Genomic DNA, 22,159 nt, shown 5'->3' on the forward strand with positions numbered 1-22,159 from the left:
CCTGACGAGTGTGAGCAAAGTTACGAAGGGTTACCGGTTCGTTAATCGTCGTCCACCGCACCGAGGCCGCCGAGCCCGCACCGGAGCCTCCGAGACGACATCACGGAAGATCGGGCCGTCACTGCGCCAGGTCGATTATCCGCTGCGCTGCCAGCGTCGGCGTCAACTCACCATCGCGAACCTGGCGTTCCAGTTCAGCGCGCTGAGCCTTTACCTCAGGGTGAGACAGCACTCGGTCCAGCACCGTGTCGCGCACCATGGACCAGGTCCAATCCACCTGCTGGGTACGGCGCCGGGCATCGAATTCACCTGCAGCGCTGAGTGTTTCACGATGTTTGAGCACGGTGTCCCAGAGTTGCGCCAGACCGTCGCCGTGCAGCGCACTCATGGTCAGCACTGGCGGCCGCCACAGCGACTCGCGCGGGTGAATCAGCCGGATGGCGCCGGTCAGCTCGCGTGCGGCGGCCTTGGCCTCGAGGGCATGTTCGCCGTCGGCCTTGTTCACCACGATGACGTCAGCCAGCTCGAGCACGCCCTTCTTGATGCCCTGCAGCTGGTCACCTGTGCGCGCGAGGGTCAGAAACACGAAGGTGTCCACCATGTTGGCTACCGTCACCTCGGACTGGCCGACACCCACCGTCTCGACCAGAACTACGTCATATCCGGCGCCTTCAAGCAGCACGATGGTCTCGCGGGTCGCCTTGGCGACCCCGCCCAGCGTGCCCGAGGTCGGGGACGGCCGGATATAGGCGTCCGGATGGACAGCCAGCTGCGCCATGCGGGTCTTGTCCCCCAGGATCGACCCACCCGTGCGAGTCGACGACGGGTCGACCGCCAGCACCGCGACCCGGTGACCCAGCCCGATCAGGTACATGCCGAGCGCCTCGATAGTCGTCGACTTGCCCACCCCCGGCACGCCGGTGATGCCGACATGCAGGGCGCTGCCGGCTTCCGGTGACAGCTCCAGCAGCAGCTGCTGCGCGGTGTCGCGGTGGTCGGCGCGGGTGGACTCCACCAGCGTGATGGCGCGCGACAATGCCGCGCGGTCACCACCTCGGATTTTGGCCGCGAGCTCGGGGACCGTAGCCATACCCCTAGCTCAGCTGGTAGCCGAGACGCGCGGCGAGCTTGTTCAGCAGGCCGATCGCGGCATCGGCGATCACCGTGCCCGGCGGGAAGATCGCCGCGGCACCGGCCTGGTAGAGCTCGTCGAAGTCACCCGGCGGGATGACGCCACCGACCACCACCATGATGTCCGGACGGCCCACCTCCGCCAGGGCGTCCCGCAGCGCCGGCACCAGGGTCAGGTGACCGGCGGCCAGCGACGACACACCGACGACGTGCACGTCGTTGTCGGCGGCCTGACGGGCCACCTCGTCCGGGGTCGAGAACAGGGAGCCCACATCGACGTCGAAGCCGATGTCGGCGAATGCGGTCGCGATCACCTTCTGGCCGCGGTCGTGGCCGTCCTGGCCCATCTTGGCGACCAGGATGCGTGGCCGGCGGCCATCCGCCTCGGCGAACTTTTCGACCAATTCCGTTGCGGTGCTCACGTTTCCGGCCCTTCCGACTTCGTCGCGGTAGACCCCGGCGATGGTGCGGATCTCAGCCTGGTGGCGGCCGTAGACCTTCTCCAGCGCATCGGAGATCTCGCCGACGGTGGCCTTTGCACGGGCCGCGTTTATGGCCAGCGCCATCAAGTTGTTGTCGAGATTGGCGCCCCCGGATTCGCCTGCGGCACGAGTCAGTTCGGCCAGCGCGGCCTGGGTGGCGGCCTCGTCCCGGTCTGCGCGCAGCTGCTCCAGCTTGGCGAGCTGCTCGGCGCGCACCCGGCTGTTCTCGACCTTGAGGACCTCGATCTCCTGGTCCTCGTCGACTTGATACTTGTTGACGCCGATCACTGTCTGGGCACCCGAGTCGATGCGGGCCTGGGTCCGCGCAGCGGCCTCTTCGATGCGCAACTTCGGGATGCCCTCATCGATCGCCTGCGCCATGCCGCCGTGCTCGGCGACTTCCTTGATGTGGGCGCGGGCCTTCTCGGCCAGCTGATGGGTCAGCCACTCGACGTAATACGAGCCGCCCCACGGATCGATGGGCCGGGTGGTGCCAGATTCCTGCTGCAGCAGCAGCTGGGTGTTGCGGGCGATGCGGGCCGAGAAGTCGGTCGGCAGCGCCAGCGCCTCGTCAAGAGCGTTGGTGTGCAGCGACTGGGTGTGCCCCTGGGTGGCGGCCATGGCCTCGATGCAGGTCCGCGCCACATTGTTGAACGGGTCCTGGGCGGTCAGCGACCAGCCGGAGGTCTGCGAGTGGGTGCGCAGCGACAGGGACTTGTCGCTCTTCGGGTTGAACTGCGAAACCAGCTCGCTCCACAGCAGCCGGCCGGCGCGCAGCTTGGCGACCTCCATGAAGAAGTTCATGCCGATGCCCCAGAAGAAGCTCAGCCGCGGTGCGAACTTGTCGATGTCCAGACCCGCGTCCAGCCCGGCCCTGATGTACTCGACACCGTCGGCCAGCGTGTACGCCAGCTCCAAATCGGCTGTGGCACCGGCCTCTTGGATGTGATAGCCGGAAATCGAGATGGAGTTGAACTTCGGCATCTTGGTACTGGTGTAAGCGAAGATGTCCGAGATGATCCGCATCGACGACTTCGGCGGATAGATGTAGGTGTTGCGGACCATGAACTCTTTGAGGATGTCGTTCTGGATGGTCCCGGCCAGCTTCTCCGGCGCCACCCCCTGCTCCTCGGCGGCCACCACGTACAGCGCCAGGATCGGCAGCACCGCGCCGTTCATGGTCATCGACACGCTGACGCTACCCAAATCGATGCCGTCAAAGAGCTGACGCATGTCCAGGATGGAATCGATAGCCACACCGGCCATTCCGACGTCACCCTGCACCCGCGGATGGTCAGAGTCGTAGCCACGGTGGGTGGCCAGGTCGAACGCCACCGACAGGCCCTTCTGCCCCGCGGCCAGGTTGCGCCGGTAGAACGCATTGGACTCGGCAGCGGTGGAGAAGCCCGCGTACTGGCGGATGGTCCAGGGCTGGTTGACGTACATAGTCGGGTACGGCCCGCGGATGAACGGCGGGGCACCCGGGAAAGTGTCCAGCGGATAGCCTTGGGCGGCAGCGTCATCGCGGTCCTCGGCGACATACACTGGCTTGACGTCGATGCCCTCAGGGGTGGACCAGGTCAATTGCTCGGCGGTGTAGCCGTGGGCCTTGGCTGCACCGGCGACGTGGGCGGCGACGGCGGGTGCGGTCGCCGGCTGTGCGGTGCGCTCACCGTTCAGCGGTACCTCGGCGAAGCTGCCGATGGCGGTGACATCAGAGACTGTCATCTCAGGCTCCCAATCGGGTGAGCAGGGTCGAAAGCGCTTCGACGGCATCGATTTTCATGGTCAGGTACTCGTCCGGCTTGTCGGCGTCCTCAGCCACCGCCTTCTCCGGCCCTGCAAGGTAGATGTGCACGACACCGGCATCGCGGGCAGCCTTGACCACCCCGGACGCCTCCGCGCCGTACCGCGCGTCAGTGCCGCAGACCACCGCGGCAACGTGCCCGTCGGCGACCGCCGCCACGCCTGCGGCGTCCACAGTGCCGGGGTTCACCGCCTCGATACCGCCCGATGCCAACAGGTTCGAAGCGAACGTGGTCCGCACATTGTGCTCGGCGAGCGGACCGACCGGCAGCAGCACCGCCTGGGGCCGCTTTCCGGTCTTGGCCAGGAAGGCATCCGAGCGGTCCCGCAGGGCCTCGAAGGCCGCCGCGTACCGGATCACTCCGGTGAACGAATCACTCTGCGCGAGTGGAGCTTCCGACAGATTTGGGAATTCATTGATACCGGTGAGCGCGGTGCGGCGGTGTGCGATGTCATCGGCCCTACGGGCGGCGACCGCCGCGATCTCGGCGACCAGCTGGTCCCGCGCCGCGACGAATCCGCCTGCCGATTCCAGCTCCTGGAAGCGCTTCCAGGCCTCCTGCGCCAACTGCTCCGTGAAGTCCTCGACGAACCAGGAACCACCCGCGGGGTCGCTGACCCGGCCCAGGTGCGATTCCTCCAGCAGCAACAACTGGGTGTTGCGGGCCATCCGGCGGCTGAAAGTGGCTGCGATGCCCGCCAATCCGCCATCGATGGCAGCGTCGAAGGGCTCCACCAACACGACGTCGGCGCCACCCACGCCGGCAGCGAAGGCGCCCAGCGTGGTGCGCAGCATGTTCACCCACGGATCACGCTGCGACATCATGGCTTTCGAAGTGACGGCGTGAATTGTTGCCGCACCAGCGTCTCTCGTATTGCCGGCACCGCCGGCGGTGATGTCACCGACCACCTCGGCCACCCGGGCCCAAAGCTGGCGCGCCGCACGGAGTTTCGCGATAGTCTCGAACTGATCGTCGGATGCGGCGAACCGGAAGCTGATCTGCCGTAACGCATCGGCGGAACTCAGCCCGCCCGCGGTGAGCAGTCGCAGGTAGGCGACGCCGGCAGCGATCGCACCGGCGAGTTCCAGCGACGCGCTGGCCCCCAGGTTGTGCAGGGCGGCCGCGTCGACCGTGATGGCGCGCACTCCCCCGTCGAACTGAACCAGCTTGGCAGCAGTGGCCAGCACGTCCTGTTCGGAGGCCGACGCTGTGCCGGACAGCGGCGCGGTCAGCGGGTCAGCGCCCAGGTCGATCGACAGCCGCGCCCGTTGCTCGGCATCGAACGCCTGCAGCAGGGCCAGCAGTTGTTCGGCGGCGGCGGCGTAGTCGGTGCCGGCGTCCAGGATCACCGGCACCAGATCCAGGAAGACACCCTCGAAAACCCGGTCCAGTTCGTCGACCACAACCCCGTCCGCGCCGACCCGGACGGCCAATGCGCTGGTGCCGTCGGTGAGGGCGAGTAGCACGGCCCCGTTGACGGTGCCGGCGTCAGCGCTCGGATCGATCGGGAACGACTCGGCGACCTTCCAACCGGACAGCACGTCGCGATCGGCGTCGCCGCCGCGGGTGAACGGCCACTGCCCGGGCAGCGACGGCTCGGGCAGCCCGTCCAGGCTTGTGTACAGCGGCCGAACCGGAAATCCGTCATAGGTCGGCGAGTCGAGCAGCCGCTCGGGTTCGGGCCCCAGCTCGGCGGGATCTTTGCGTGTGCTCTTGGCCAGCACCCCGGCGACGCCGACCCGCCACGTATCGCGATCGGCTTCGATGGTGCCGGCGCTGGCCCCAGTCTGTTCGGACACCGCTTCTCCTGTGTTGTCGCAGCGTGTGACTTATCACCCGAGAACTCAGGCTAAATGATCGCAGTCACGGGTTGGTGCCGTGGTCCGCCCAATGGTCATGGCCCGGAAACCGGTTATTCGCCGGTCGCCCCGTACCCTTGGACACCGTGAACTCCGTTGTCAGCGCGTTGCGTACGGTTTTCGCCGCGGTCCAGGCCACCGCTGCGCAGATGCCGTTGCGCCGTGCCACGGGCTTCACCGCAGCAATTGTGATTCTCGTCGCAGTTGGTATCTGGGTTCCGCTGCCCAGTGCGGTGGTGATGCGCGACTGGGCTACCTCGGTCGGGCCATGGTTTCCATTGGCTTTTCTGGCCGCCCACACGCTGATCACAGTGCTGCCGTTTCCGCGCACCGCCTTCACCCTGGCGGCCGGGTTACTGTTCGGCCCGTTGGTGGGTGTGGCGCTGGCCGTGGTGGCCAGCACGGCGAGCGCACTGATCGCCTTGTGGCTGGTGCGCGTGCTGGGTTGGCAGTTGAGCAAGCTTTCACACAAGAACATCGGCGCCCTCGACGCGCGGCTGCGTGAGCGGGGTTGGGCCTCGATCCTGTCGATGCGGCTGATCCCGGCGGTGCCGTTCTCGGTGCTGAACTACGCAGCTGGCGCCTCATCGGTACGGGTGCTGCCCTACGCCATCGCCACCTTCATCGGCCTGCTCCCCGGGACGGCTGCGGTCGTCATCCTCGGTGACGCACTGACTGGGCGGCTCAGCCCGTCGCTGCTTCTGGTGTCGCTGAGCACCGCAAGCATCGGCATTGCCGGGTTGATTTACGAGATTCGGCTGCACAGGCGCACAGACCGCACCGCAGTGACGCGGGACGCGGTGAGCTCCAGCCAATGACCGCCCTCGGCGGTCTCGGCGCCCGGCTCCTGCGTAACCGCCGCCTGGTCCGCGCGCCGATCTGGCTGTACCGCGCCCGCGCCGGCGCTCTGCTGGGGTCCCGGATGCTGATGCTCGAGCACCTGGGCCGTACGTCGGGTATTCGCCGCTACGTGGTGCTGGAGGTCGTCGGTCGGCCGAGCACCGAAACCTACGTCGTCGCTTCAGGTTTCGGCACAAAAGCCCAGTGGTTCCTCAACATCTGCGCCAACCCGAACGTCAAGGTGTGGATCGGCAACCATCCGCCCGCGACGGCCGTCGCGCACGTGCTGGATCAGCAGGCCGCCGACCAGGCACTCGACGCTTACCGAACCCGTCACCCCAGATACTGGGAACAGTTCAGGCACGTCGTCGAAGAAACCCTCGGGCAACCCATTGGCGATACCGACATTCCCCTGCCGATGGTCGAACTGCGGCTGCAGCGTTAAAGAAGTTAGGCCTCAGAACCCTTCGGCCCCACCGCCGCCAGCGCGCCGTACAACGCCAGGAACATCACCGCCGGCGCCATGTTCTGCGGCTTGTCGTGGGCCCGAATGTGCGCGGTAAGGGCCAGGGTGAAGTACAGCGCCAACATGGCCGTGGTGAGCCGGCCCAGCGCAGGGAAGCGGTGTGCCGCAAGCAGACCGACGGCCGACGCGGCCTTGGCGCCGACCAGCACCCACCGCTGCTCCAGCGGGAAGTTCACGTCGGTGAGCGCCTTCTGGACGGGCGCGAGCGGAACCGCAACCGCAGCGGCGTCACCTGCCTGGAAAAGCGCCAGTGCCACATAGGTTTTGGGGGAAGTCAGAACACTCATCGGTTACCTCGTGTGTTGTCCGGCCGGGGGTTCGATCTGGGGCGCCTTGGGCGCAGGCAACGGTTGGGCACTGTAGCCCGGCTGTACCGGCGTGCGGGCCTCGGCCTCGGCTTTGGCGACCGCCTGGGCGATCGCCGGGTCGGTCTCGGTGGAGAACCAGTCGGCCACCTCGGCGGCGTCATCGTCAGGCTTGGGCAGATCGGTCTCGACCGGTGACGGCGTGTAGCGATACACCCCGTCTTCGCCGGGCGCGCCGAGCAGTTTGGTAAAGCCCTGTAGCGCCGAACCGAAGTCGCTGGGCACTACCCAGACCTTGTTGGCCTCACCCTTTGCCATCTGCGGCAGGGTCTGCAGGTACTGGTACGCCAGCAGCTCCGGAGTGGGCCTGCCCGCCTTGATCGCCGCGAACGTCTTCTCGATGGCCTTGGCCTGACCTTGGGCCTGCAGGTACTGGGCGGCGCGTTCGCCCTGGGCCCGCAGAATGCGGGACTGCCGGTCCGCCTCTGCAGCCAGGATCGCCGCCTGCTTGGCGCCTTCGGCCGCCAGGATTTGTGACTGCTTCTGACCCTCGGCCTGCTTGATGGACGCCTCCCTGGTGCCCTCGGCGGTGAGGATCATGGCGCGCTTCTCACGGTCGGCGCGCATCTGCTTTTCCATCGAATCCTGGATGGACGGCGGCGGATCGATGCTGCGCAGCTCCACCCGGGCCACCCGCAGACCCCAGCGGCCCGTGGCCTCGTCCAGCACGCCGCGCAATTGGGCGTTGATCTGGTCACGGCTGGTCAACGTCTGTTCCAGGGTCATGCCACCGACCACATTTCGCAGCGTGGTGGTGGTCAGCTGCTCGACGCCGACGATGTAGTTGCTGATCTGGTAGACCGCGGCCTGCGGGCTAGTGACCTGGAAGTACACGACGGTGTCGATGTTGACCGTCAGGTTGTCCTCGGTGATGACAGGCTGCGGCGGGAACGACACCACCCGCTCACGCAGGTCCACCCGCGCCCGGATCTTGTCGACGAACGGGAGCAGCAGGGTCAACTGTCCGGACACGGTCTTGCTGTACCGGCCCAGCCGTTCGATGACCGCCGCCTCGGCCTGCGGGATCAGCGCCACCGATTTGGCGACCACCACTATGGCGAGTACCACCAGCATCACCAGAAGGACAAGCGCACCAGTCAATTTGAGCTCCTCTTGCTCTCAGATGGTCTTGAACACCACGGCTGTCGCACCGTCGATCCGCATCACCGTGACGTGATCGCCGGGTTCAAATACATCGTTGTCATCGAATGGGCGAGCCGTCCAGATCTCGCCGTCGAGTTTCACCTGCCCTTCATGGCGGGCCACCCGATCGAGCACGAGGGCGGTCTTGCCCTCCAACGCCTTCACCGGCTCGGGCAGGCCTGCGGCAGCGAATCGGCGGCGCAGAGCCGGACGGACCAGCACCACCAGCAGCACCGAGACGACCAGGAAGGTCAGACCATCGGCCCAGATAGGCCAACCGGCAGCCCAACTTATGCCGGCGGTGGTCAGCGCGCCGCCGGAGAGCATCAACAGGAACATGTCGCCGGTGAGTGCCTCGGCGCCGGCAAGACCGATCGCCAGAATGAGCCACAGCAACGGCACCGGCATGCAAACCAGCCTAGCGCCTTGTGCGCCGACGAGCCTGCAGCGAATTACACTGCGTGGATCATGTGGTGCCCGAGTGTTTCTCTAGCGGTGTGGGCCAACGCCTGGCAGGCCGGGCTGGCCGCGCCCGACGACGTCCTTGACGCACTATCCCTTTGGGCACCACGACATTCCGTCGCCGCATATGACGCCACAGCAGCCACCCGCACCGGCCTGCCGTGGCCGGATCTGACCAACTTCGGTGGCGTGACACTGCTGCAGACATTGCGCTCGGCCGCCGGCGCCACGCGCTCGGAACCCGCCTTTCACCTGCTGCTGCCCGTGCCGGGTGACGTGCGCGGCCTGGCGCCCGGAACCCGCTTCCAGACCGACGCCATCGGCGCGGGCGAGGCAGTGGTGATCAGCTCGGCCCTCGGTGAGGCCGTCGGCATGGTGCCCGACTTCGAGTACGAGGACGAGACCGACGAAGCTGAAGTGAGCGCACTGTCCTGGACGGTGTACTCGCTGTCGTCGGCGCCGGCTACGCCGCACTTCGACCTCGCCGAGGAGGAGTACCGGCTGCGCGAAGCCGTGCGCTCAGCCGCCGAGGCACTGAACCGGCTGCGGGCCGAGCCGGGTGCCGACGTCGATGATCCACGGGCGATGGTCGAACAGCTGATCGAAGCCGGCCATCTGCACCGCCTGCCCGATCATGCCCCGCCGCGCGCGGTCCGGGTGCTGGAGACCGCGGCGCACGTCGACGCGATCGTCACGGTGGGCGCCGGGCTGGCACCGATCGGCCTGCAGAGCGCATCGGAGATGCAGCTCGCCGGTGATGCCGTGCGGCCATTGGCCGACGTGGTGCGTTCTGCCCGACTGGCGGCGGTCGGAGCGATCATGCATTCGGCCTGGGAAAGATACTGAGCTAGCCCGTCGGCCTACGCCGAAATCGACGAATTGGCCTCCGCCACTCGACTTTTGCGGCCCGTTTGCCCGATTGGACGCAGTCAGGCACCGCAGCAGTGGGGTGAGCAGGGTGCGCCGTTGATGCTGAATCCGTAGCCGGGAACCGGATCCGGACCCGATACCTGGGCCGGCGCGGAACCAGTCTGCACTTCGTGGACCAAAGATGCTGCCAGCCGGGCGAATCGGGGGCCGGCGCCAGGGGTTGCGGTGCGCACCAACGTGATTCCAGCCTCACGGGCCTGCGTCGCCAGCTCGTCATCAAGGTCCCAGACTACCTCGATGTGGTCGGCGACAAACCCGACGGGACACACGACGACGGCTTTCGTCCCACCAGAAGCCAAGGCGGCCAGGTGATCTCCGACATCCGGCTCGAGCCATGGCACCTGCGGTGGTCCGGATCTGGACTGCCACACCTGGTCGTACTCGGTCACGCCGGCAGCTGCCGCGACCAGTCGGGTGGCGTACCCGACCTGCCGGCTGTACAGCTGCGGCCCGTGCCGCTCGTCGGCCGCCACCGGGATGGAGTGCGCGGTAAACACCACCCGCGCGCCGGCACGCAACTCGGCGGGCAACTGCGCAAAGCCCGCGTGGATGCCGTCGGCGAACATCTCGACGAACAGCGGATGGTCGAAGTACTGGCGCAGCTTCACCAACTCGGGCGCATCCGGGCCGGCAGCCGCGCGCCCGCGGGCGATATCCTCGACATACTGGCGGCAGCTGGAATAACCACCCCAGGCCGAAGTGGTGAATACCGCCGCGCGACGAACCCCGTTGTCTCGCATAGCGGTAACGGTGTCTTCGACGAACGGCTCCCAGTTCCGGTTGCCAAAATAGACTGGCATATCGGGCATTTGGGCCCGAATCTGCTCGATCAGCGCGCGGTTGATGCCGTTGATCGGCGACACTCCCCCGAAATGCAAGTAGTGCTCGGCGACCGCGTCCAGCCGCTGCGATGGCACACCACGACCCCCGGTGACGTTCTCGAGGAATGGCCGGACCTGTTCGGGTCCCTCGGGTCCGCCGAACGACAGCAGCAGTACCGCGTCAAAGTCCACTAGTTGCGCCCCCTAAATGGCGAAACGGCATTCCAGCAGGAAAAGTACGAGTACACCCCTGCTGGAACACCGTTTCGGCGGAGAATAAAAACAAATCAGAGCAGCTGGGTGCTGGCGCCACCGTCGGCGTAGATGATCGAGCCGGTGGTGGCCGGCAGCCACTCGGACAGCAGCGCACACACGGTCTTGGCGACCGGGGTCGGGTCCTTCATGTTCCAACCGATCGGAGCCCGCTGGTCCCAGCCCTCTTCGAGCAGCTGCATCTGGGCACCTGCCTCGTCGCCCAGCGCACCGCCGACGATAGCGCTCATCGCCAGGGTCCGGATCGGGCCTGCCGCAACAAGATTGGACCGCACACCGTACTTGCCGGCCTCGCGGGCGACGAACCGGTTGACCGACTCGAGCGCGCTCTTGGCAACCGTCATCCAGTTGTAGGCAGGCATGGCCCGGGTGGGGTCGAAGTCCATGCCCACAATGCCGCCGCCCTCATTCATGATGGGCAGCAGCGCTTTGGCCAGCGAGGCGTAGGAGTACGCCGAGATGTGGATACCCTTGGCGATGTCCTCGTACGGCGCGTCGAAGAACGGGTTGATGCCCATACCGCTCTGCGGCATGTAACCGATGGAGTGCACCACACCGTCGAGCTTGTTACCCGCGCCGATCACCTCGTTGACGCGCTCGCCGAGCGAGGCCAGGTGTTCCTCGTTCTGCACGTCGAGCTCCAGCAGCGGCGCCGGATTGGGCAGCCGGTCGGCGATGCGCTGGATCAGCTTCATCCGGTCGAAACCAGTGAGCACCAGCTCGGCGCCCTGTTCCTGCGCGACCTTCGCGATGTGGAACGCGATGGACGAGTCGGTGATGATCCCGGTGACGAGGATCCGTTTACCTTCGAGCAAACCTGCCATTGTGGTGACTCCTTTTAATCGAAAGTTCTAGTACGCCAAAGCTTTTGACTCAGTGGCCCATGCCCATGCCGCCGTCGACCGGGATGACCGCGCCGGCGATGTAGCTGGCGTCCTCAGAGGCCAGGAAGCTGACCGCACCGGCGACTTCCTCGGCGGTGCCGACCCGCTTGGCGGGAATGAATTCCAGGGCGCCTTCTTGGATCCGCTCATCGAGCGCCCGGGTCATCTCGGTGTCAATGTAGCCCGGGGCCACCACATTGGCGGTGACGCCGGCCTTGGACAGTTCGCGGGAGATCGAGCGGGCCATGCCGATGAGGCCTGCCTTGGCGGCCGCGTAGTTGGCCTGGTTGCCTATGCCCCACATACCGGAGACCGAGCCGATGTAGATGATCCGGCCGAAGCGCTTGCGCTGCATGCTGCGCGACGCGCGCTGGGTCACCCGGAATGCTCCGGTGAGGTTGGCGTTGATGACTTCCTGGAACCGCTCCTCGGTCATCCGCATCAGGAAGGCGTCCTTCGAGATGCCGGCGTTGGACACCAGCACCTCAACGGGACCCTGATGTTCCTCGACCTCTTTGAAGGCGCGGTCGACGGCGTCGTTGTCGGTGACGTCGCACTCGACGCCGAAGAGCCCGTCGGGGGCGCCGGAACCGCGGTGCGTCACGGCCACCTTGTGGCCGTCGGCGGCCAGGCGCTGTGCGATGGCCAGGCCGATGCCCCGGTTACCACCGGTGACCAGCACAGAACGGGAAACGAAGGCCGGACGACCGCCGGCGGCCGTGGCGGCACCTTCGGAGGCACTTTCAGAGACAGCGGTGTCACTCATGCCCGCCAACTTATCGTCTTCGGCGCAGATCGCCGAAATCGGCACATAAGGTTGCATCGTTGCCCAAGCGGACGTTTCGACCGAAAAGTACGAGTGGGTCCGGCCAAAACGTCGATCTCATTGTTGAACTTCAAGGACGAATATCAGCGGGCTGCCATGGCGCCGCGGCGCCGGCTCGCCACGAACCGCACCACGTCGGCGATCCAGTCCCGGTCGGTACGCAGAGTCAGCAGCGGAGCGTCACAGCGCCGAAGGGTGCGAGCCACCTCGTCCCGGTGGGCCTGAGCGGCCCGGGCGAAGTCGTCACGCAGCTCTTCGTCGATGGTGAATTCGCGGGTGACGCCGGACTCGGCGTCCTGCAGCACGACGTCACCGACCGCGGGCAGTTCCACATCACGCGGGTCGATGATCTCGATGCCCAGCACCTCGTGCCGGCCCGCGATGGCGCGCAAGGGACGCATCCAGTTGATCGGACCGAGGAAGTCACTGATGATCACCGCCATGCCCCGCCGGCGTTCGGGCCGGCGCAGCGCATCGATGGCGGCAGCGAGGTCGCCCCGAACTCCGGTCGGCGCTTTGGGCGTCGTGGCGATCGCGCGCAGCACTTCCTGCTCGTGCAACCGGCCCGACAGCGCCGGCACCCTGCGCGTGATCTCGCCATTGGAGATCACCGCACCTAGCCGGTTACCGCCGCCGCTGTTGAGGAACGCGATGGACGCAGCCGCGGCGACGGCCAGATCCCGTTTCTCGCAGCCGGCGGTGCCGAAGTCCAAGCTGGCCGACATGTCGACCACCAGCCAGGTTTCCAGCTCGCGGTCGGCGATCATCTGCCGGACGTGCGGGTGGGTGGTTCGAGCCGTGACCGACCAGTCCATGCGGCGCACGTCGTCGCCGGGCTGGTAGAGCCGCGACTCGCCGGGTTCTGAACCGGGACCGGGAATCAGCCCCTGGTGATCACCGTGCAGGACGCCGTCGAGCTTGCGCCGGACGGTCAGTTCGAGCTTGCGCAGTGCGGCCGACAGCTCGGGGTCGCGGATCTGGCCGCGCTGCAGCGACGGCAGGTCCACAGAGCGGCCGGACTTCGGCTGAGCCGAAGAATCGGACACAGTCGGCTGAGCCGAACGATCAGCCCCGGGTGTGGTCACCGACCTGTGGCCATCGAGGGCGGAGCAGTGGGCGCCGGCGCAGGCGCGGCGGCAGCACCAGCCATCACCGGCGGAACCGAATGTCCTTGCTGCGGAACAGCATTCACCTGCGGCAGGGCGACCGTCTGCAGAATCCGGTTGATCACCGTCTCAGAGGAGATCTCGTCGGCCAGGGCGTCGTAGGTGAGCACCAGGCGGTGGCGCAGCACGTCCGGGATGACCTCGACGACGTCCTGCGGGATGACGTAGTCGCGGCCGCGGACCAGTGCCAGGGCACGCGAGGCGCTTATGATGCCCAGCGACGCACGCGGCGAGGCACCGTAGGCGATCCAGGCCTTGGCGTCGGGCATGCCGAACTTCTCCGGCTCGCGGGTAGCGGTGACGACGCGCACCACGTAGTCAACCAGGGCGTGGTGCACAAAGGTGTTGGCCGCGACATCCTGCAGCCGCAGCAGGTCCTCCGTGGTGAGGATCTGCTTGGGCTCCGGCGGCTTGACGCCCATCCGGTAGATGATCTCGCGCTCTTCCTCCGGCGACGGGTAGCCGACGTTGAGCTTGAACAGGAAGCGGTCGCGCTGCGCTTCCGGCAGCTGGTAGACGCCCTCTTGCTCGATGGGGTTCTGCGTGGCCATCACCAGGAATGGGCTGGGCAGCAGGAAGGTCTTGCCGCCGATGGAGATCTTGCGCTCGGCCATGACCTCCAGCAGCGCCGACTGGACCTTGGCCGGGGCACGGTTGATCTCGTCGGCGAGCAGGAAGTTGACCATCACCGGGCCGAGTTCGATGTCGAACTCTTCCTTGCCGACGCGGTAGATGCGGGTACCGACGATGTCGGTGGGCACCAGGTCCGGGGTGAATTGGATGCGGGCGAAAGAGCCGCCGACCACCTTGGCGAACGTCTCGACGGCCAGCGTCTTGGCGACGCCGGGCACGCCTTCGAGAAGCACGTGACCTTTGGACAGCAGGCCGACCAGCATGCGCTCGACCAGCAGATCCTGGCCGACGATGATGCGCTTGACCTCGAAGATGGCACGCTCAAGGGTGTGTACCTCGGACTGTAGTGCGCTGTTGCCGGTGGGAGCTGCGGCGGCCGGTGGCTGCTGCGCGGGATATCCCTGCGCCGGGAAACCTCCTGAACTCTGAGGCTGGCCACTCGGTGACGTCATGAAGCATTCCTCCCACTCGGGACTATCCGACACGCTCGATACGGGCGCCGCCGGCCGGATGACCGGGCGCCTTGGATCAACTATTCCAGGCACTTCCGGATCCGTCGACGTTGCCCGGTTTCCGGGCGATTCGGTTGGGGTCCGGTTTCCTGGCGATTCGGGGCCCGGATTCCGGGCCCCGTGCGCTCACGTTTCGATGATGCGCGACAGGTGCGGCGACATCCCCGCCATCCGCACCGGGCTCACCGTCACCTTGCCGGCACTGCCGGAGGCTTCCAACATCTTGCCGCCGCCGAGGTAGATGGTGACGTGCTGGCTACCGCCCGGGCCGTAGAAGATCAGGTCGCCGCGCTTGGCCTGCGCCGGCGGAACGGCGCGGCCGGTGTTGAACTGATCTCCCGAGTACTTCGGAATCTGTACGCCCACACCGGCATACGCGTACCGAGTCAAACCGGAACAGTCGAAGCCGATCTTGCCGGCGTCATAGTCCACCCCGGGCCCAGGTCCGGTCAGGGTGCCGCCGCCCCAGGAATACGGCACACCCATCTGCGAGCCACCGCGTCGGATGACGTATTCGATGGCCTGTTTACCGCCGACGCGTCCGCCGGGCATCATCATGGCGGACCCACTGCCACCGCCGCTCGGCGTGCCGCCCAAGCCCAGGCTGGACAGGAAACTCTGGCCCAGGTTCTGGGTGGTCTGGATGGCCAATTGGCTCACCTGGAAGGAAGCGTTGGCAATCGCGACCGGGTCGCCGGGCGCTCCCGAGCTGGCTTTTTCGGGCAGCGTCGGGTCCCACGCGCCGCCCCCGTCTGCGTCCGCGAATGCCGACGGCACCGGTCCCATGACCAGTGTCAGTGTCAGCGCGGCCGCTCCGGCCAGCACGCTCCTACGGTGAAAATTCCTGCGCTCCAACGCAATACCCTCTATTCTTCCCGTCGCTTCGCTCGCCACGGCAAAATCAGTATTCGATGTACCGGACGACGTACGGTGTCATGCCACTAGTGCGAACCGGGGAGATGTGCACGTCCGAGCCGGTGTAGGGCGCTTCCAGCATCTTGCCGTCGCCGAGGTACAGCGTGACGTGCTGGCTACCACCCGGCCCGTAGAAGATGACGTCTCCGCGGCGAGCCTGCGAGGTGGGGATCTTGCGGCCCATGTTGTATTGGTTGCCCGAGTAGTGCGGCAACTTGATGCCGACGCCGGCAAAGGCGTAGAGGATCAGACCCGAGCAGTCGAACCCGGTGGTGCCTGCGCCGTCGTCGATACCGCGGCTGGGGCCTGCCGCGGTGCCGCCGCCCCAGGAGTACGGCACGCCGATCTGCGTCATGGCGCGCCGGATCACGTATTCGGAGGCCTGCTTGCCATAGACCCTGGGGATGGCCCCATTGGTGTAACCGTTCTGGGTGACCTGGGCCGGAACCAGGCCGAGGCTCTGCAGGAAGCTGTGGCCCATCTGCTGGGTGACCTGTGCCGAGGTGGCGGTGACGCCGAGGACCTTATTGATGACAGCCACTGGATCGCCCTGGATGTTGGCACTGGGAATCATGGGCAATGTCGGATCCCAACCGCCGTCGTCCCATTTGCGAGGGCCGGCAGCAGCGCCGGGCGCGGTGTCCCAGTTCGCGGCATAGGGGCTGGGCTGCGCAGGTGCCGGTTGGGCCGGGGCACCGGGGGCCGACCACTGCTTGCGGGCGGCCGCCAACTTGACCTCGGCGGCGTTGCGCGCGCTGGTGAGCTGGTTGAGTTGGGTTTGCTGGTCAGCAAAGGTGGCCTTGGCGTCAGTCAGCGCCTTGACCGCAGTGTCCTGGCTGGCCTGCGCGTCCTTGACGGCCTGGTCAGCCTTCTCCTTGGACAGCCGGGCGGCCGATTCGCGATTGGCCTGCTCGGTGCGGGCCCGCTGCAGGTCCGTGATGGCTTGCTGTGAGCTGATGGTCAGCGCTTGTCCGGCGGCGGCGGTGTCGATCATCACGCCCGGGTCGCGCGCAGTCACATACGCCTGTGCGGGGCCGTTGATATAGGTCGACGCGGCGTATTTGTCGAACCGACCTTGCGCCGCGGCAATGGCAGTGTTGGCGTCTTTGAGGCCGGTCTGGCTGGTGGTGACGTTCTGCTGGGCGTCGGCGGCGTTGTCGCGGGCGGTCTGCACGTCGTCGATGGCCTTGTTGACCGCTTCCTGTTGGCCTTGGATGGAGGCGCCGAGGTCCTGCAGCTTCTGGTTTGCGGTGGCGACATCGGCCACCAGGGCGGCGATTTCAGCGCTTCCGGGCTCGGCTGCCGCGATGCCGGGGGCGGAACTGAATACCGAGGCCGTCATCACACCGAACGCGAGCGATCCGGTGCCGAGGCGACTGCCCAGCCGGACGGCTGAGGCGCGAATGGTGCGTCTCATTGGACTCTGGTCTCCTAAGGCTCGAGCGCGCCACCACCCGCTGGCAGGCGGGCGAGTGTGGGCTCATCCGTCGGGGCCGAAGTCACAGAAATCGCAGCAATCACATCTGCAACATCCGACACCAATTGCACCGTACGTCACAGGTTGCACAAATGAAACGTTAGTAACAAATCACATGTTTGTAATTGGAAGTAGTGTGACCAAATAGTGATATTGGTATTTGCTGGGCGCTCGACGCAGCTAACCAGCGGCCGGCGGTTCGGCGTCCTTGTCGGCCCCGCCCGCTCCTGCCGCAGCAGCGCTCGCTGCCGACTTCCTGGCCCGCAGCTGTAGCAAACGGGCACCAACAGCAGCCAGCACCACGCCCACGATCACAACAATGGTGAACGTGGTCCACGGGAAAATCGGCGTCTCAAGTTGGCTGACGAAATTCTTCGACGACTGCACCGCATTGCCGGTTTTGGCCAGGTCCTGGCCGGCTTCCAGGGTGACCCGGTCGAACGTCGGACTGTAGGCACCCGCGAAGAGTGGGCTGAGAGTCAAGACCGTCGCGCCAGGGAATGCATGCCCGACGTCGGCACTGATGTCCCGCAACGGCGTATCAATGCCGGGACTGGTGGGCAGCACCACGATCTTCAGATCGATGCCCTTGGCCTTCGCATCAGTCACGACCTGGCGCAGTTCTGTGACCTGCCGGGCCGCGTCGGCGTTCTGCTGATCTTCCTGCGGAGTGGTCGCCGGCTTGGCGGGTGCTATGCCGGGGGCACTCACGCCGCCGTCGCGCACCTGCGCGATCACCGACGCCATACAGACATCGACCGGGGTCTTCACCGGATCCTGCCCGACAGTGGCGCAGACGTCAGGAGGGATGAATGCCGGTACGAAGTGGATCGTCACGTTGGCAAACGGTACTGGAATTTAACCGAACACAGGGACGGCACACGCACAACCCGACGAGACTGAAACCACCCCGCGGGTCCTTCATAGGACAAGCGTACTGTTAGGGTTGCAACGCGCCGCTGACACAGCCCGTCGCGGCGAGATCTAGCCGGGAGTTGATGTGAGCAGCAATTCATTTGGAGCCCGCGACACGTTGGTGGTCGGGGATAACAGCTACGAGATTTTCCGCCTCGATGCGGTACCGGGAGCCGAAAAACTTCCTTACAGCCTCAAGGTGCTGGCCGAGAACCTGCTGCGCACCGAAGACGGCGCCAATATCACCAAAGACCACATTCTGGCCCTGGCCAACTGGGATCCCTCGGCCGAGCCGAGCATCGAGATCCAGTTCACCCCGGCGCGCGTGATCATGCAGGACTTCACCGGCGTGCCCTGCGTCGTCGACCTGGCCACCATGCGTGAGGCCGTGACCGCCCTCGGCGGCGACCCGAACAAGGTAAACCCGCTCTCGCCCGCCGAGATGGTGATCGACCACTCCGTGATCCTGGACGTGTTCGGTACCCCCGACGCCTTCGAGAAGAACGTAGCGCTCGAATACGAAAGAAATGGCGAGCGCTACCAGTTCCTGCGTTGGGGCCAAGGCGCTTTCGACGACTTCAAGGTCGTCCCGCCGGGCACCGGCATCGTGCACCAGGTCAACATCGAGTACCTGGCCCGCACCATCATGGTCCGTAACGGACAGGCCTACCCCGACACCTGCGTCGGTACCGACAGCCACACCACCATGCAGAACGGCCTGGGCGTGCTGGGCTGGGGCGTCGGCGGCATCGAGGCCGAGGCAGCCATGCTGGGCCAGCCGGTGTCGATGCTGATCCCCCGCGTCGTCGGCTTCAAGCTGACCGGCGAGATCCAGCCGGGAGTCACCGCCACCGACGTGGTGCTCACCGTCACCGACATGCTTCGCAAGCACGGTGTGGTCGGCAAGTTCGTCGAGTTCTACGGCAAGGGGGTCGCCGAGGTGCCGCTGGCCAACCGCGCCACCCTGGGCAACATGAGCCCCGAGTTCGGCTCGACCTGCGCGATCTTCCCGATCGACGAAGAGACCATCAACTACCTGCGCCTGACCGGCCGGACCGACGAGCAGCTCGCACTCGTCGAGGCATACGCCAAGACCCAGGGCATGTGGCACAACGCCGACCACGAGCCGGCCTTCTCCGAGTACCTGGAGCTGGACCTGTCGACCGTGGTTCCGTCGATCGCCGGCCCGAAGCGCCCGCAGGACCGAATCCTGTTGTCGGAGAGCAAGATCGCCTTCCGCAAGGACATCCACAACTACGTCGAGGAGCAGCACCCCGCTCCGCACACCAAGCTCGACGAGGCCATCGAGGAGTCCTTCCCCGCCTCTGACCCGGCCAAGCTGAGCTTCGCCGAGGACGACGCCGTAGACGTGCAGTCCGCTGCCAACGGCGCCGAGGGCCGGCCGACCAAGCCGATCCGGGTCAAGGGCGAGCGCGGCGAATTCATCCTCGACCACGGCGCCGTCGCGGTCGCGGGTATCACCTCCTGCACCAACACCTCCAACCCGTCGGTGATGATCGGCGCGGCCCTGCTGGCCCGCAACGCCGTCGAGAAGGGCCTGTCCAGCAAGCCGTGGGTCAAGACCAACATGGCCCCGGGCTCTCAGGTTGTGACCGACTACTACGAGAAGGCCGGTCTGTGGCCCTACCTCGAGAAGCTGGGCTTCTACCTCGGTGGCTACGGCTGCACCACGTGTATCGGTAACACGGGTCCGCTGCCGGAGGAGGTCTCCAAGGCCGTCAACGAGGAAGACCTGACCGTCACCGCGGTGCTGTCCGGTAACCGCAACTTCGAGGGCCGCATCTCCCCCGACGTCAAGATGAACTACCTGGCCTCCCCGCCGCTGGTCATCGCCTACGCCCTCGCCGGCACCATGGACTTCGACTTCGAGACCGACTCGCTGGGCAAGGACACCCACGGCAACGACGTGTTCCTGCGCGACATCTGGCCGTCGGCCCAGGAGATCGACGACACCATCAAGACCGCGATCAGCCAGGACATGTTCCGCAAGTCCTACGCCGACGTGTTCAAGGGCGACGACAACTGGCGCAACCTGCCGACCCCGGACGGCGACACCTTCGCCTGGGACGATGCCTCGACCTACGTCCGCAAGGCGCCGTACTTCGACGGCATGGGTCTGGAGCCCGAGCCGGTCTCGGACATCAAGGGCGCCCGGGTCATGGCCCTGCTGGGCGACTCGGTGACCACCGACCACATCAGCCCGGCCGGCCCGATCAAGCCGGGTACCCCAGCCGCCGACTACCTCGATGCGCACGGTGTGGCGCGCAAGGACTACAACTCGCTGGGCTCGCGACGCGGTAACCACGAGGTCATGGTCCGCGGCACCTTCGCCAACATCCGCCTGCAGAACCGGGTGCTCGACACCATCGGCCTGGAAGGCACCCAGGGCGGTTACACCCGGGACTTCACCCAGGAGGGTGGCCCGAAGGAGTTCATCTACAACGCGTGCATGAACTACCAGAAGGCCGGCATCCCGCTGGTTGTGCTGGGCGGCAAGGAGTACGGCTCCGGCTCCTCGCGCGACTGGGCGGCCAAGGGCACCACGCTGCTGGGCGTCAAGGCCGTCATCACCGAGTCGTTCGAGCGCATCCACCGGTCGAACCTGATCGGCATGGGCGTGATCCCGCTGCAGTTCCCGGCCGGCGAGTCCGCCAAGTCGCTGGGCCTGGACGGCACCGAAACCTTCGACATCGTTGGTATCGAAGAGCTCAACGCCGGCAAGACTCCCAAGACAGTGCACGTCACCGCCACCAAGGAGGACGGGTCTCGTACTGAGTTTGATGCGGTCGTTCGCATCGATACCCCCGGTGAGGCCGACTACTACCGCAACGGCGGCATCCTGCAGTACGTGCTGCGCAACATGCTGAAGGTGTAGCCGGTACCGTGCCCCGGGTCACAGGAGATCATTTAGCGGCGCGCCGCCGCCAGATTCTCGATGGCGCCCGGCGCTGCTTCGCCGAATACGGGTACGACAAGGCGACCGTGCGGCGGCTCGAACACACCATCGGGCTGTCGCGCGGCGCCATCTTCCACCACTTCAAGGACAAGGACACCTTGTTCTTCGAGTTAGCGCACGAAGACGCCGAGCGGATGGCCGATGTGGCCGCCCGCGAGGGCCTGGTTCAGGTGATGCGCGACATGGTTGCCGCACCAGAGCAGTACGACTGGCTGGCCACCAGGCTGGAGATCGCCCGAAAGCTCCGCAACGACCCGGTGTTTCACGCGGGTTGGGCGGAGCGATCGGCCGAACTGTCGGCGGCCACAACGGCGCGCCTGCGACAGCAGAAGCAGGCCGGGCGGCTTCGTGACGATGTGCCGGGCGCGGTGCTCCAGACCTATCTGGATCTGGTGCTCGACGGTCTGGTGGCTAGGCTGGCATCCGGGGATGACCCCGAAAAACTCACTGCGGTACTCGATTTGGTGGAGGCATCAGTGCGTCAACACGACGCCGAGGGGCAGCGTGCGGACACAGACCAGGAATCATCGCAAAACTGATACCGCCGGTCCGAACTACTGCGACGATTAGACACGGATGGAACGGAGGCTGGGACCATGATGAAGCTGTACCAGCGCATGACGGTCGTCCTGGTGGCGGGCGCCGGAGTGCTTACCCTGCTGATGACTGATGCACCGCACACGGCGTACTCCGCCGATGTGTGCGGCGGCATCGGCGGCCGGTGGGTCTCGATCAACGCTTGCGGCAACCCGGTCGAACGATGGGCGCCGCCGCCCGCCTACTACGCCCCGATGCCCGAGGACTTCGACGCTGCCCCGCCACCACCGCCTCCGCCACCACCGCCGAACATCGGCGTGTGTGGCGGCATCGGGCGCCGTATCCACGTCAGCGGCTGTGTCTGACGTCTAACCGCTTGGCGGACACACGAATTCAGCTAGTGGCGGGTCCTGTGATTGGGCCCGCCCCGGCTGCGCATGATCGCACCGGCCTGCAGCAGCATGCTGTGGACCGAACCGTACGATTTGCCGCTGGTAGCCACCAGGGACCGGATACTGGCGCCGCCCTCGTAGGCGGTGCGTAGTTCGGTCATCAACTGGGTGCGAGAAACTTTCGATTCCTTCATCACCGGCTCCCCTGAGTCTGACCCGGCCGTGCGCCGGACTGACTAATTCAGCGTAGAAACCAGGCTCGCCCGGTGCGGGCGAATCGAAGAA

Annotated in this window: 21 protein-coding genes; 6 read left to right on the plus strand and 15 right to left on the minus strand. The window is 66.2% G+C overall.

Features of this window, described 5'->3' with window-relative positions; all coding sequences use genetic code 11:
* Nucleotides 1-118: 118 nt before the first annotated feature.
* From meaB to mutA, 3 genes are read right to left on the minus strand one after another with little or no spacing between them, the layout of a single operon-like run.
* Nucleotides 119-1,090, minus strand: coding sequence for a methylmalonyl Co-A mutase-associated GTPase MeaB (gene meaB, locus M2432_RS08860; protein ID WP_280826420.1), 972 nt, complete (start codon nucleotides 1,088-1,090; stop codon nucleotides 119-121).
* Nucleotides 1,091-1,094: 4 nt separating this feature from the next.
* A complete protein-coding gene (gene scpA / locus M2432_RS08865) occupies nucleotides 1,095-3,341 on the minus strand; it encodes a methylmalonyl-CoA mutase (protein WP_280826421.1) in 2,247 nt (748 codons plus the stop codon).
* 1 nt (nucleotide 3,342) lies between these two features.
* Entirely contained in the window at nucleotides 3,343-5,220 is a 1,878-nt protein-coding gene (gene mutA / locus M2432_RS08870) for a methylmalonyl-CoA mutase small subunit (protein ID WP_280826422.1), read from the minus strand.
* A gap of 146 nt (nucleotides 5,221-5,366) precedes the next feature.
* Here mutA and M2432_RS08875 point away from each other — a divergent pair, with 146 nt between their 5' ends.
* Together M2432_RS08875 and M2432_RS08880 are read left to right on the plus strand one after the other, a co-directional pair.
* Nucleotides 5,367-6,098: a TVP38/TMEM64 family protein gene (locus tag M2432_RS08875; protein ID WP_280826423.1), complete on the plus strand. Its 732-nt coding sequence runs from the start codon at nucleotides 5,367-5,369 to the stop codon at nucleotides 6,096-6,098.
* Entirely contained in the window at nucleotides 6,095-6,565 is a 471-nt protein-coding gene (locus tag M2432_RS08880) for a nitroreductase family deazaflavin-dependent oxidoreductase (RefSeq protein WP_280826424.1), read from the plus strand. The genes M2432_RS08875 and M2432_RS08880 overlap by 4 nt, the downstream gene beginning before the upstream one ends.
* A 5-nt stretch (nucleotides 6,566-6,570) precedes the next feature.
* Here the strand turns inward: M2432_RS08880 and M2432_RS08885 are convergent, their stop codons facing one another.
* Genes M2432_RS08885 through M2432_RS08895 form a run of 3 tightly spaced genes read right to left on the minus strand, consistent with a single transcriptional unit; the run spans nucleotide 6,571 to nucleotide 8,562 of the window.
* Entirely contained in the window at nucleotides 6,571-6,933 is a 363-nt protein-coding gene (locus M2432_RS08885) for a DoxX family protein (RefSeq protein WP_280826425.1), read from the minus strand.
* A gap of 3 nt (nucleotides 6,934-6,936) precedes the next feature.
* Complete coding sequence (locus M2432_RS08890) at nucleotides 6,937-8,085, minus strand: SPFH domain-containing protein (RefSeq protein WP_280826513.1); 1,149 nt, start codon at nucleotides 8,083-8,085, stop codon at nucleotides 6,937-6,939.
* Nucleotides 8,086-8,130: 45 nt separating this feature from the next.
* A complete protein-coding gene (locus tag M2432_RS08895; protein ID WP_280826426.1) occupies nucleotides 8,131-8,562 on the minus strand; it encodes an NfeD family protein in 432 nt (143 codons plus the stop codon).
* A 60-nt stretch (nucleotides 8,563-8,622) separates the two neighbouring features.
* On the opposite strand from M2432_RS08895, the gene M2432_RS08900 reads away from it, so the two are divergent.
* A complete protein-coding gene (locus tag M2432_RS08900; protein ID WP_280826427.1) occupies nucleotides 8,623-9,462 on the plus strand; it encodes a hypothetical protein in 840 nt (279 codons plus the stop codon).
* A gap of 83 nt (nucleotides 9,463-9,545) precedes the next feature.
* On the opposite strand, the gene M2432_RS08905 is transcribed toward M2432_RS08900, so the two are convergent.
* The 8 genes from M2432_RS08905 to M2432_RS08940 all read right to left on the minus strand — a co-directional run bounded on the left by M2432_RS08905 (nucleotide 9,546) and on the right by M2432_RS08940 (nucleotide 17,890).
* Nucleotides 9,546-10,559 carry a ferrochelatase gene (locus M2432_RS08905; RefSeq protein ID WP_280826428.1) on the minus strand — a complete coding sequence of 338 codons (1,014 nt, stop codon included), beginning with the start codon at nucleotides 10,557-10,559 and terminating at the stop codon, nucleotides 9,546-9,548.
* 95 nt (nucleotides 10,560-10,654) lie between these two features.
* The gene (gene inhA / locus M2432_RS08910) at nucleotides 10,655-11,464 is read right to left on the minus strand and encodes an NADH-dependent enoyl-ACP reductase InhA (protein WP_280826429.1); all 810 of its coding nucleotides are present in this window, start codon (nucleotides 11,462-11,464) and stop codon (nucleotides 10,655-10,657) included.
* A gap of 49 nt (nucleotides 11,465-11,513) precedes the next feature.
* Nucleotides 11,514-12,290, minus strand: coding sequence for a 3-oxoacyl-ACP reductase FabG1 (fabG1, locus tag M2432_RS08915; RefSeq protein ID WP_280826430.1), 777 nt, complete (start codon nucleotides 12,288-12,290; stop codon nucleotides 11,514-11,516).
* Between the two features lie 143 nt (nucleotides 12,291-12,433).
* The gene (locus M2432_RS08920; protein ID WP_280826514.1) at nucleotides 12,434-13,357 is read right to left on the minus strand and encodes a DUF58 domain-containing protein; all 924 of its coding nucleotides are present in this window, start codon (nucleotides 13,355-13,357) and stop codon (nucleotides 12,434-12,436) included.
* Nucleotides 13,358-13,431: 74 nt separating this feature from the next.
* A complete protein-coding gene (locus M2432_RS08925) occupies nucleotides 13,432-14,601 on the minus strand; it encodes a MoxR family ATPase (protein ID WP_280826431.1) in 1,170 nt (389 codons plus the stop codon).
* 186 nt (nucleotides 14,602-14,787) lie between these two features.
* Entirely contained in the window at nucleotides 14,788-15,447 is a 660-nt protein-coding gene (gene ripB, locus M2432_RS08930; RefSeq protein WP_280826515.1) for an NlpC/P60 family peptidoglycan endopeptidase RipB, read from the minus strand.
* 115 nt (nucleotides 15,448-15,562) lie between these two features.
* Entirely contained in the window at nucleotides 15,563-16,993 is a 1,431-nt protein-coding gene (gene ripA / locus M2432_RS08935; RefSeq protein WP_280826432.1) for an NlpC/P60 family peptidoglycan endopeptidase RipA, read from the minus strand.
* Between the two features lie 240 nt (nucleotides 16,994-17,233).
* On the minus strand, nucleotides 17,234-17,890 hold the full coding sequence (locus tag M2432_RS08940) for a DUF6676 family protein (RefSeq protein ID WP_280826433.1): 657 nt from the start codon (nucleotides 17,888-17,890) through the stop codon (nucleotides 17,234-17,236).
* Nucleotides 17,891-18,053: 163 nt separating this feature from the next.
* Here M2432_RS08940 and acnA point away from each other — a divergent pair, with 163 nt between their 5' ends.
* From acnA to M2432_RS08955, 3 genes are read left to right on the plus strand one after another with little or no spacing between them, the layout of a single operon-like run.
* Complete coding sequence (gene acnA / locus M2432_RS08945) at nucleotides 18,054-20,864, plus strand: aconitate hydratase AcnA (RefSeq protein WP_280826434.1); 2,811 nt, start codon at nucleotides 18,054-18,056, stop codon at nucleotides 20,862-20,864.
* Between the two features lie 8 nt (nucleotides 20,865-20,872).
* On the plus strand, nucleotides 20,873-21,484 hold the full coding sequence (locus tag M2432_RS08950) for a helix-turn-helix domain-containing protein (protein ID WP_280826435.1): 612 nt from the start codon (nucleotides 20,873-20,875) through the stop codon (nucleotides 21,482-21,484).
* A 57-nt stretch (nucleotides 21,485-21,541) separates the two neighbouring features.
* On the plus strand, nucleotides 21,542-21,847 hold the full coding sequence (locus M2432_RS08955; protein WP_280826436.1) for a hypothetical protein: 306 nt from the start codon (nucleotides 21,542-21,544) through the stop codon (nucleotides 21,845-21,847).
* A 32-nt stretch (nucleotides 21,848-21,879) separates the two neighbouring features.
* Here M2432_RS08955 and M2432_RS08960 read toward each other — a convergent pair whose 3' ends face one another.
* Nucleotides 21,880-22,068 (minus strand): helix-turn-helix domain-containing protein, encoded by a 189-nt coding sequence (locus M2432_RS08960; RefSeq protein WP_280826437.1) that lies wholly within the window; start codon nucleotides 22,066-22,068, stop codon nucleotides 21,880-21,882.
* Between the last annotated feature and the right edge of the window lie 91 nt (nucleotides 22,069-22,159).

Origin of the sequence: Mycobacterium sp. OTB74 (genome assembly GCF_029892685.1) — a bacterium.
GTDB lineage: Bacteria > Actinomycetota > Actinomycetes > Mycobacteriales > Mycobacteriaceae > Mycobacterium.

Coding starts and splice junctions, on each gene's coding strand:
- meaB (WP_280826420.1), bottom strand. CDS start 1,090: ATGGCTACGGTCCCCGAGCTCGCGGCCAAAATCCGAGGTGGTGACCGC.
- scpA (WP_280826421.1), bottom strand. CDS start 3,341: ATGACAGTCTCTGATGTCACCGCCATCGGCAGCTTCGCCGAGGTACCG.
- M2432_RS08880 (WP_280826424.1), top strand. CDS start 6,095: ATGACCGCCCTCGGCGGTCTCGGCGCCCGGCTCCTGCGTAACCGCCGC.
- M2432_RS08885 (WP_280826425.1), bottom strand. CDS start 6,933: ATGAGTGTTCTGACTTCCCCCAAAACCTATGTGGCACTGGCGCTTTTC.
- M2432_RS08890 (WP_280826513.1), bottom strand. CDS start 8,085: ATGCTGGTGGTACTCGCCATAGTGGTGGTCGCCAAATCGGTGGCGCTG.
- M2432_RS08895 (WP_280826426.1), bottom strand. CDS start 8,562: ATGCCGGTGCCGTTGCTGTGGCTCATTCTGGCGATCGGTCTTGCCGGC.
- M2432_RS08900 (WP_280826427.1), top strand. CDS start 8,623: ATGTGGTGCCCGAGTGTTTCTCTAGCGGTGTGGGCCAACGCCTGGCAG.
- inhA (WP_280826429.1), bottom strand. CDS start 11,464: ATGGCAGGTTTGCTCGAAGGTAAACGGATCCTCGTCACCGGGATCATC.
- fabG1 (WP_280826430.1), bottom strand. CDS start 12,290: ATGAGTGACACCGCTGTCTCTGAAAGTGCCTCCGAAGGTGCCGCCACG.
- M2432_RS08925 (WP_280826431.1), bottom strand. CDS start 14,601: ATGACGTCACCGAGTGGCCAGCCTCAGAGTTCAGGAGGTTTCCCGGCG.
- ripB (WP_280826515.1), bottom strand. CDS start 15,447: ATGGGACCGGTGCCGTCGGCATTCGCGGACGCAGACGGGGGCGGCGCG.
- ripA (WP_280826432.1), bottom strand. CDS start 16,993: ATGAGACGCACCATTCGCGCCTCAGCCGTCCGGCTGGGCAGTCGCCTC.
- M2432_RS08955 (WP_280826436.1), top strand. CDS start 21,542: ATGATGAAGCTGTACCAGCGCATGACGGTCGTCCTGGTGGCGGGCGCC.
- M2432_RS08960 (WP_280826437.1), bottom strand. CDS start 22,068: ATGAAGGAATCGAAAGTTTCTCGCACCCAGTTGATGACCGAACTACGC.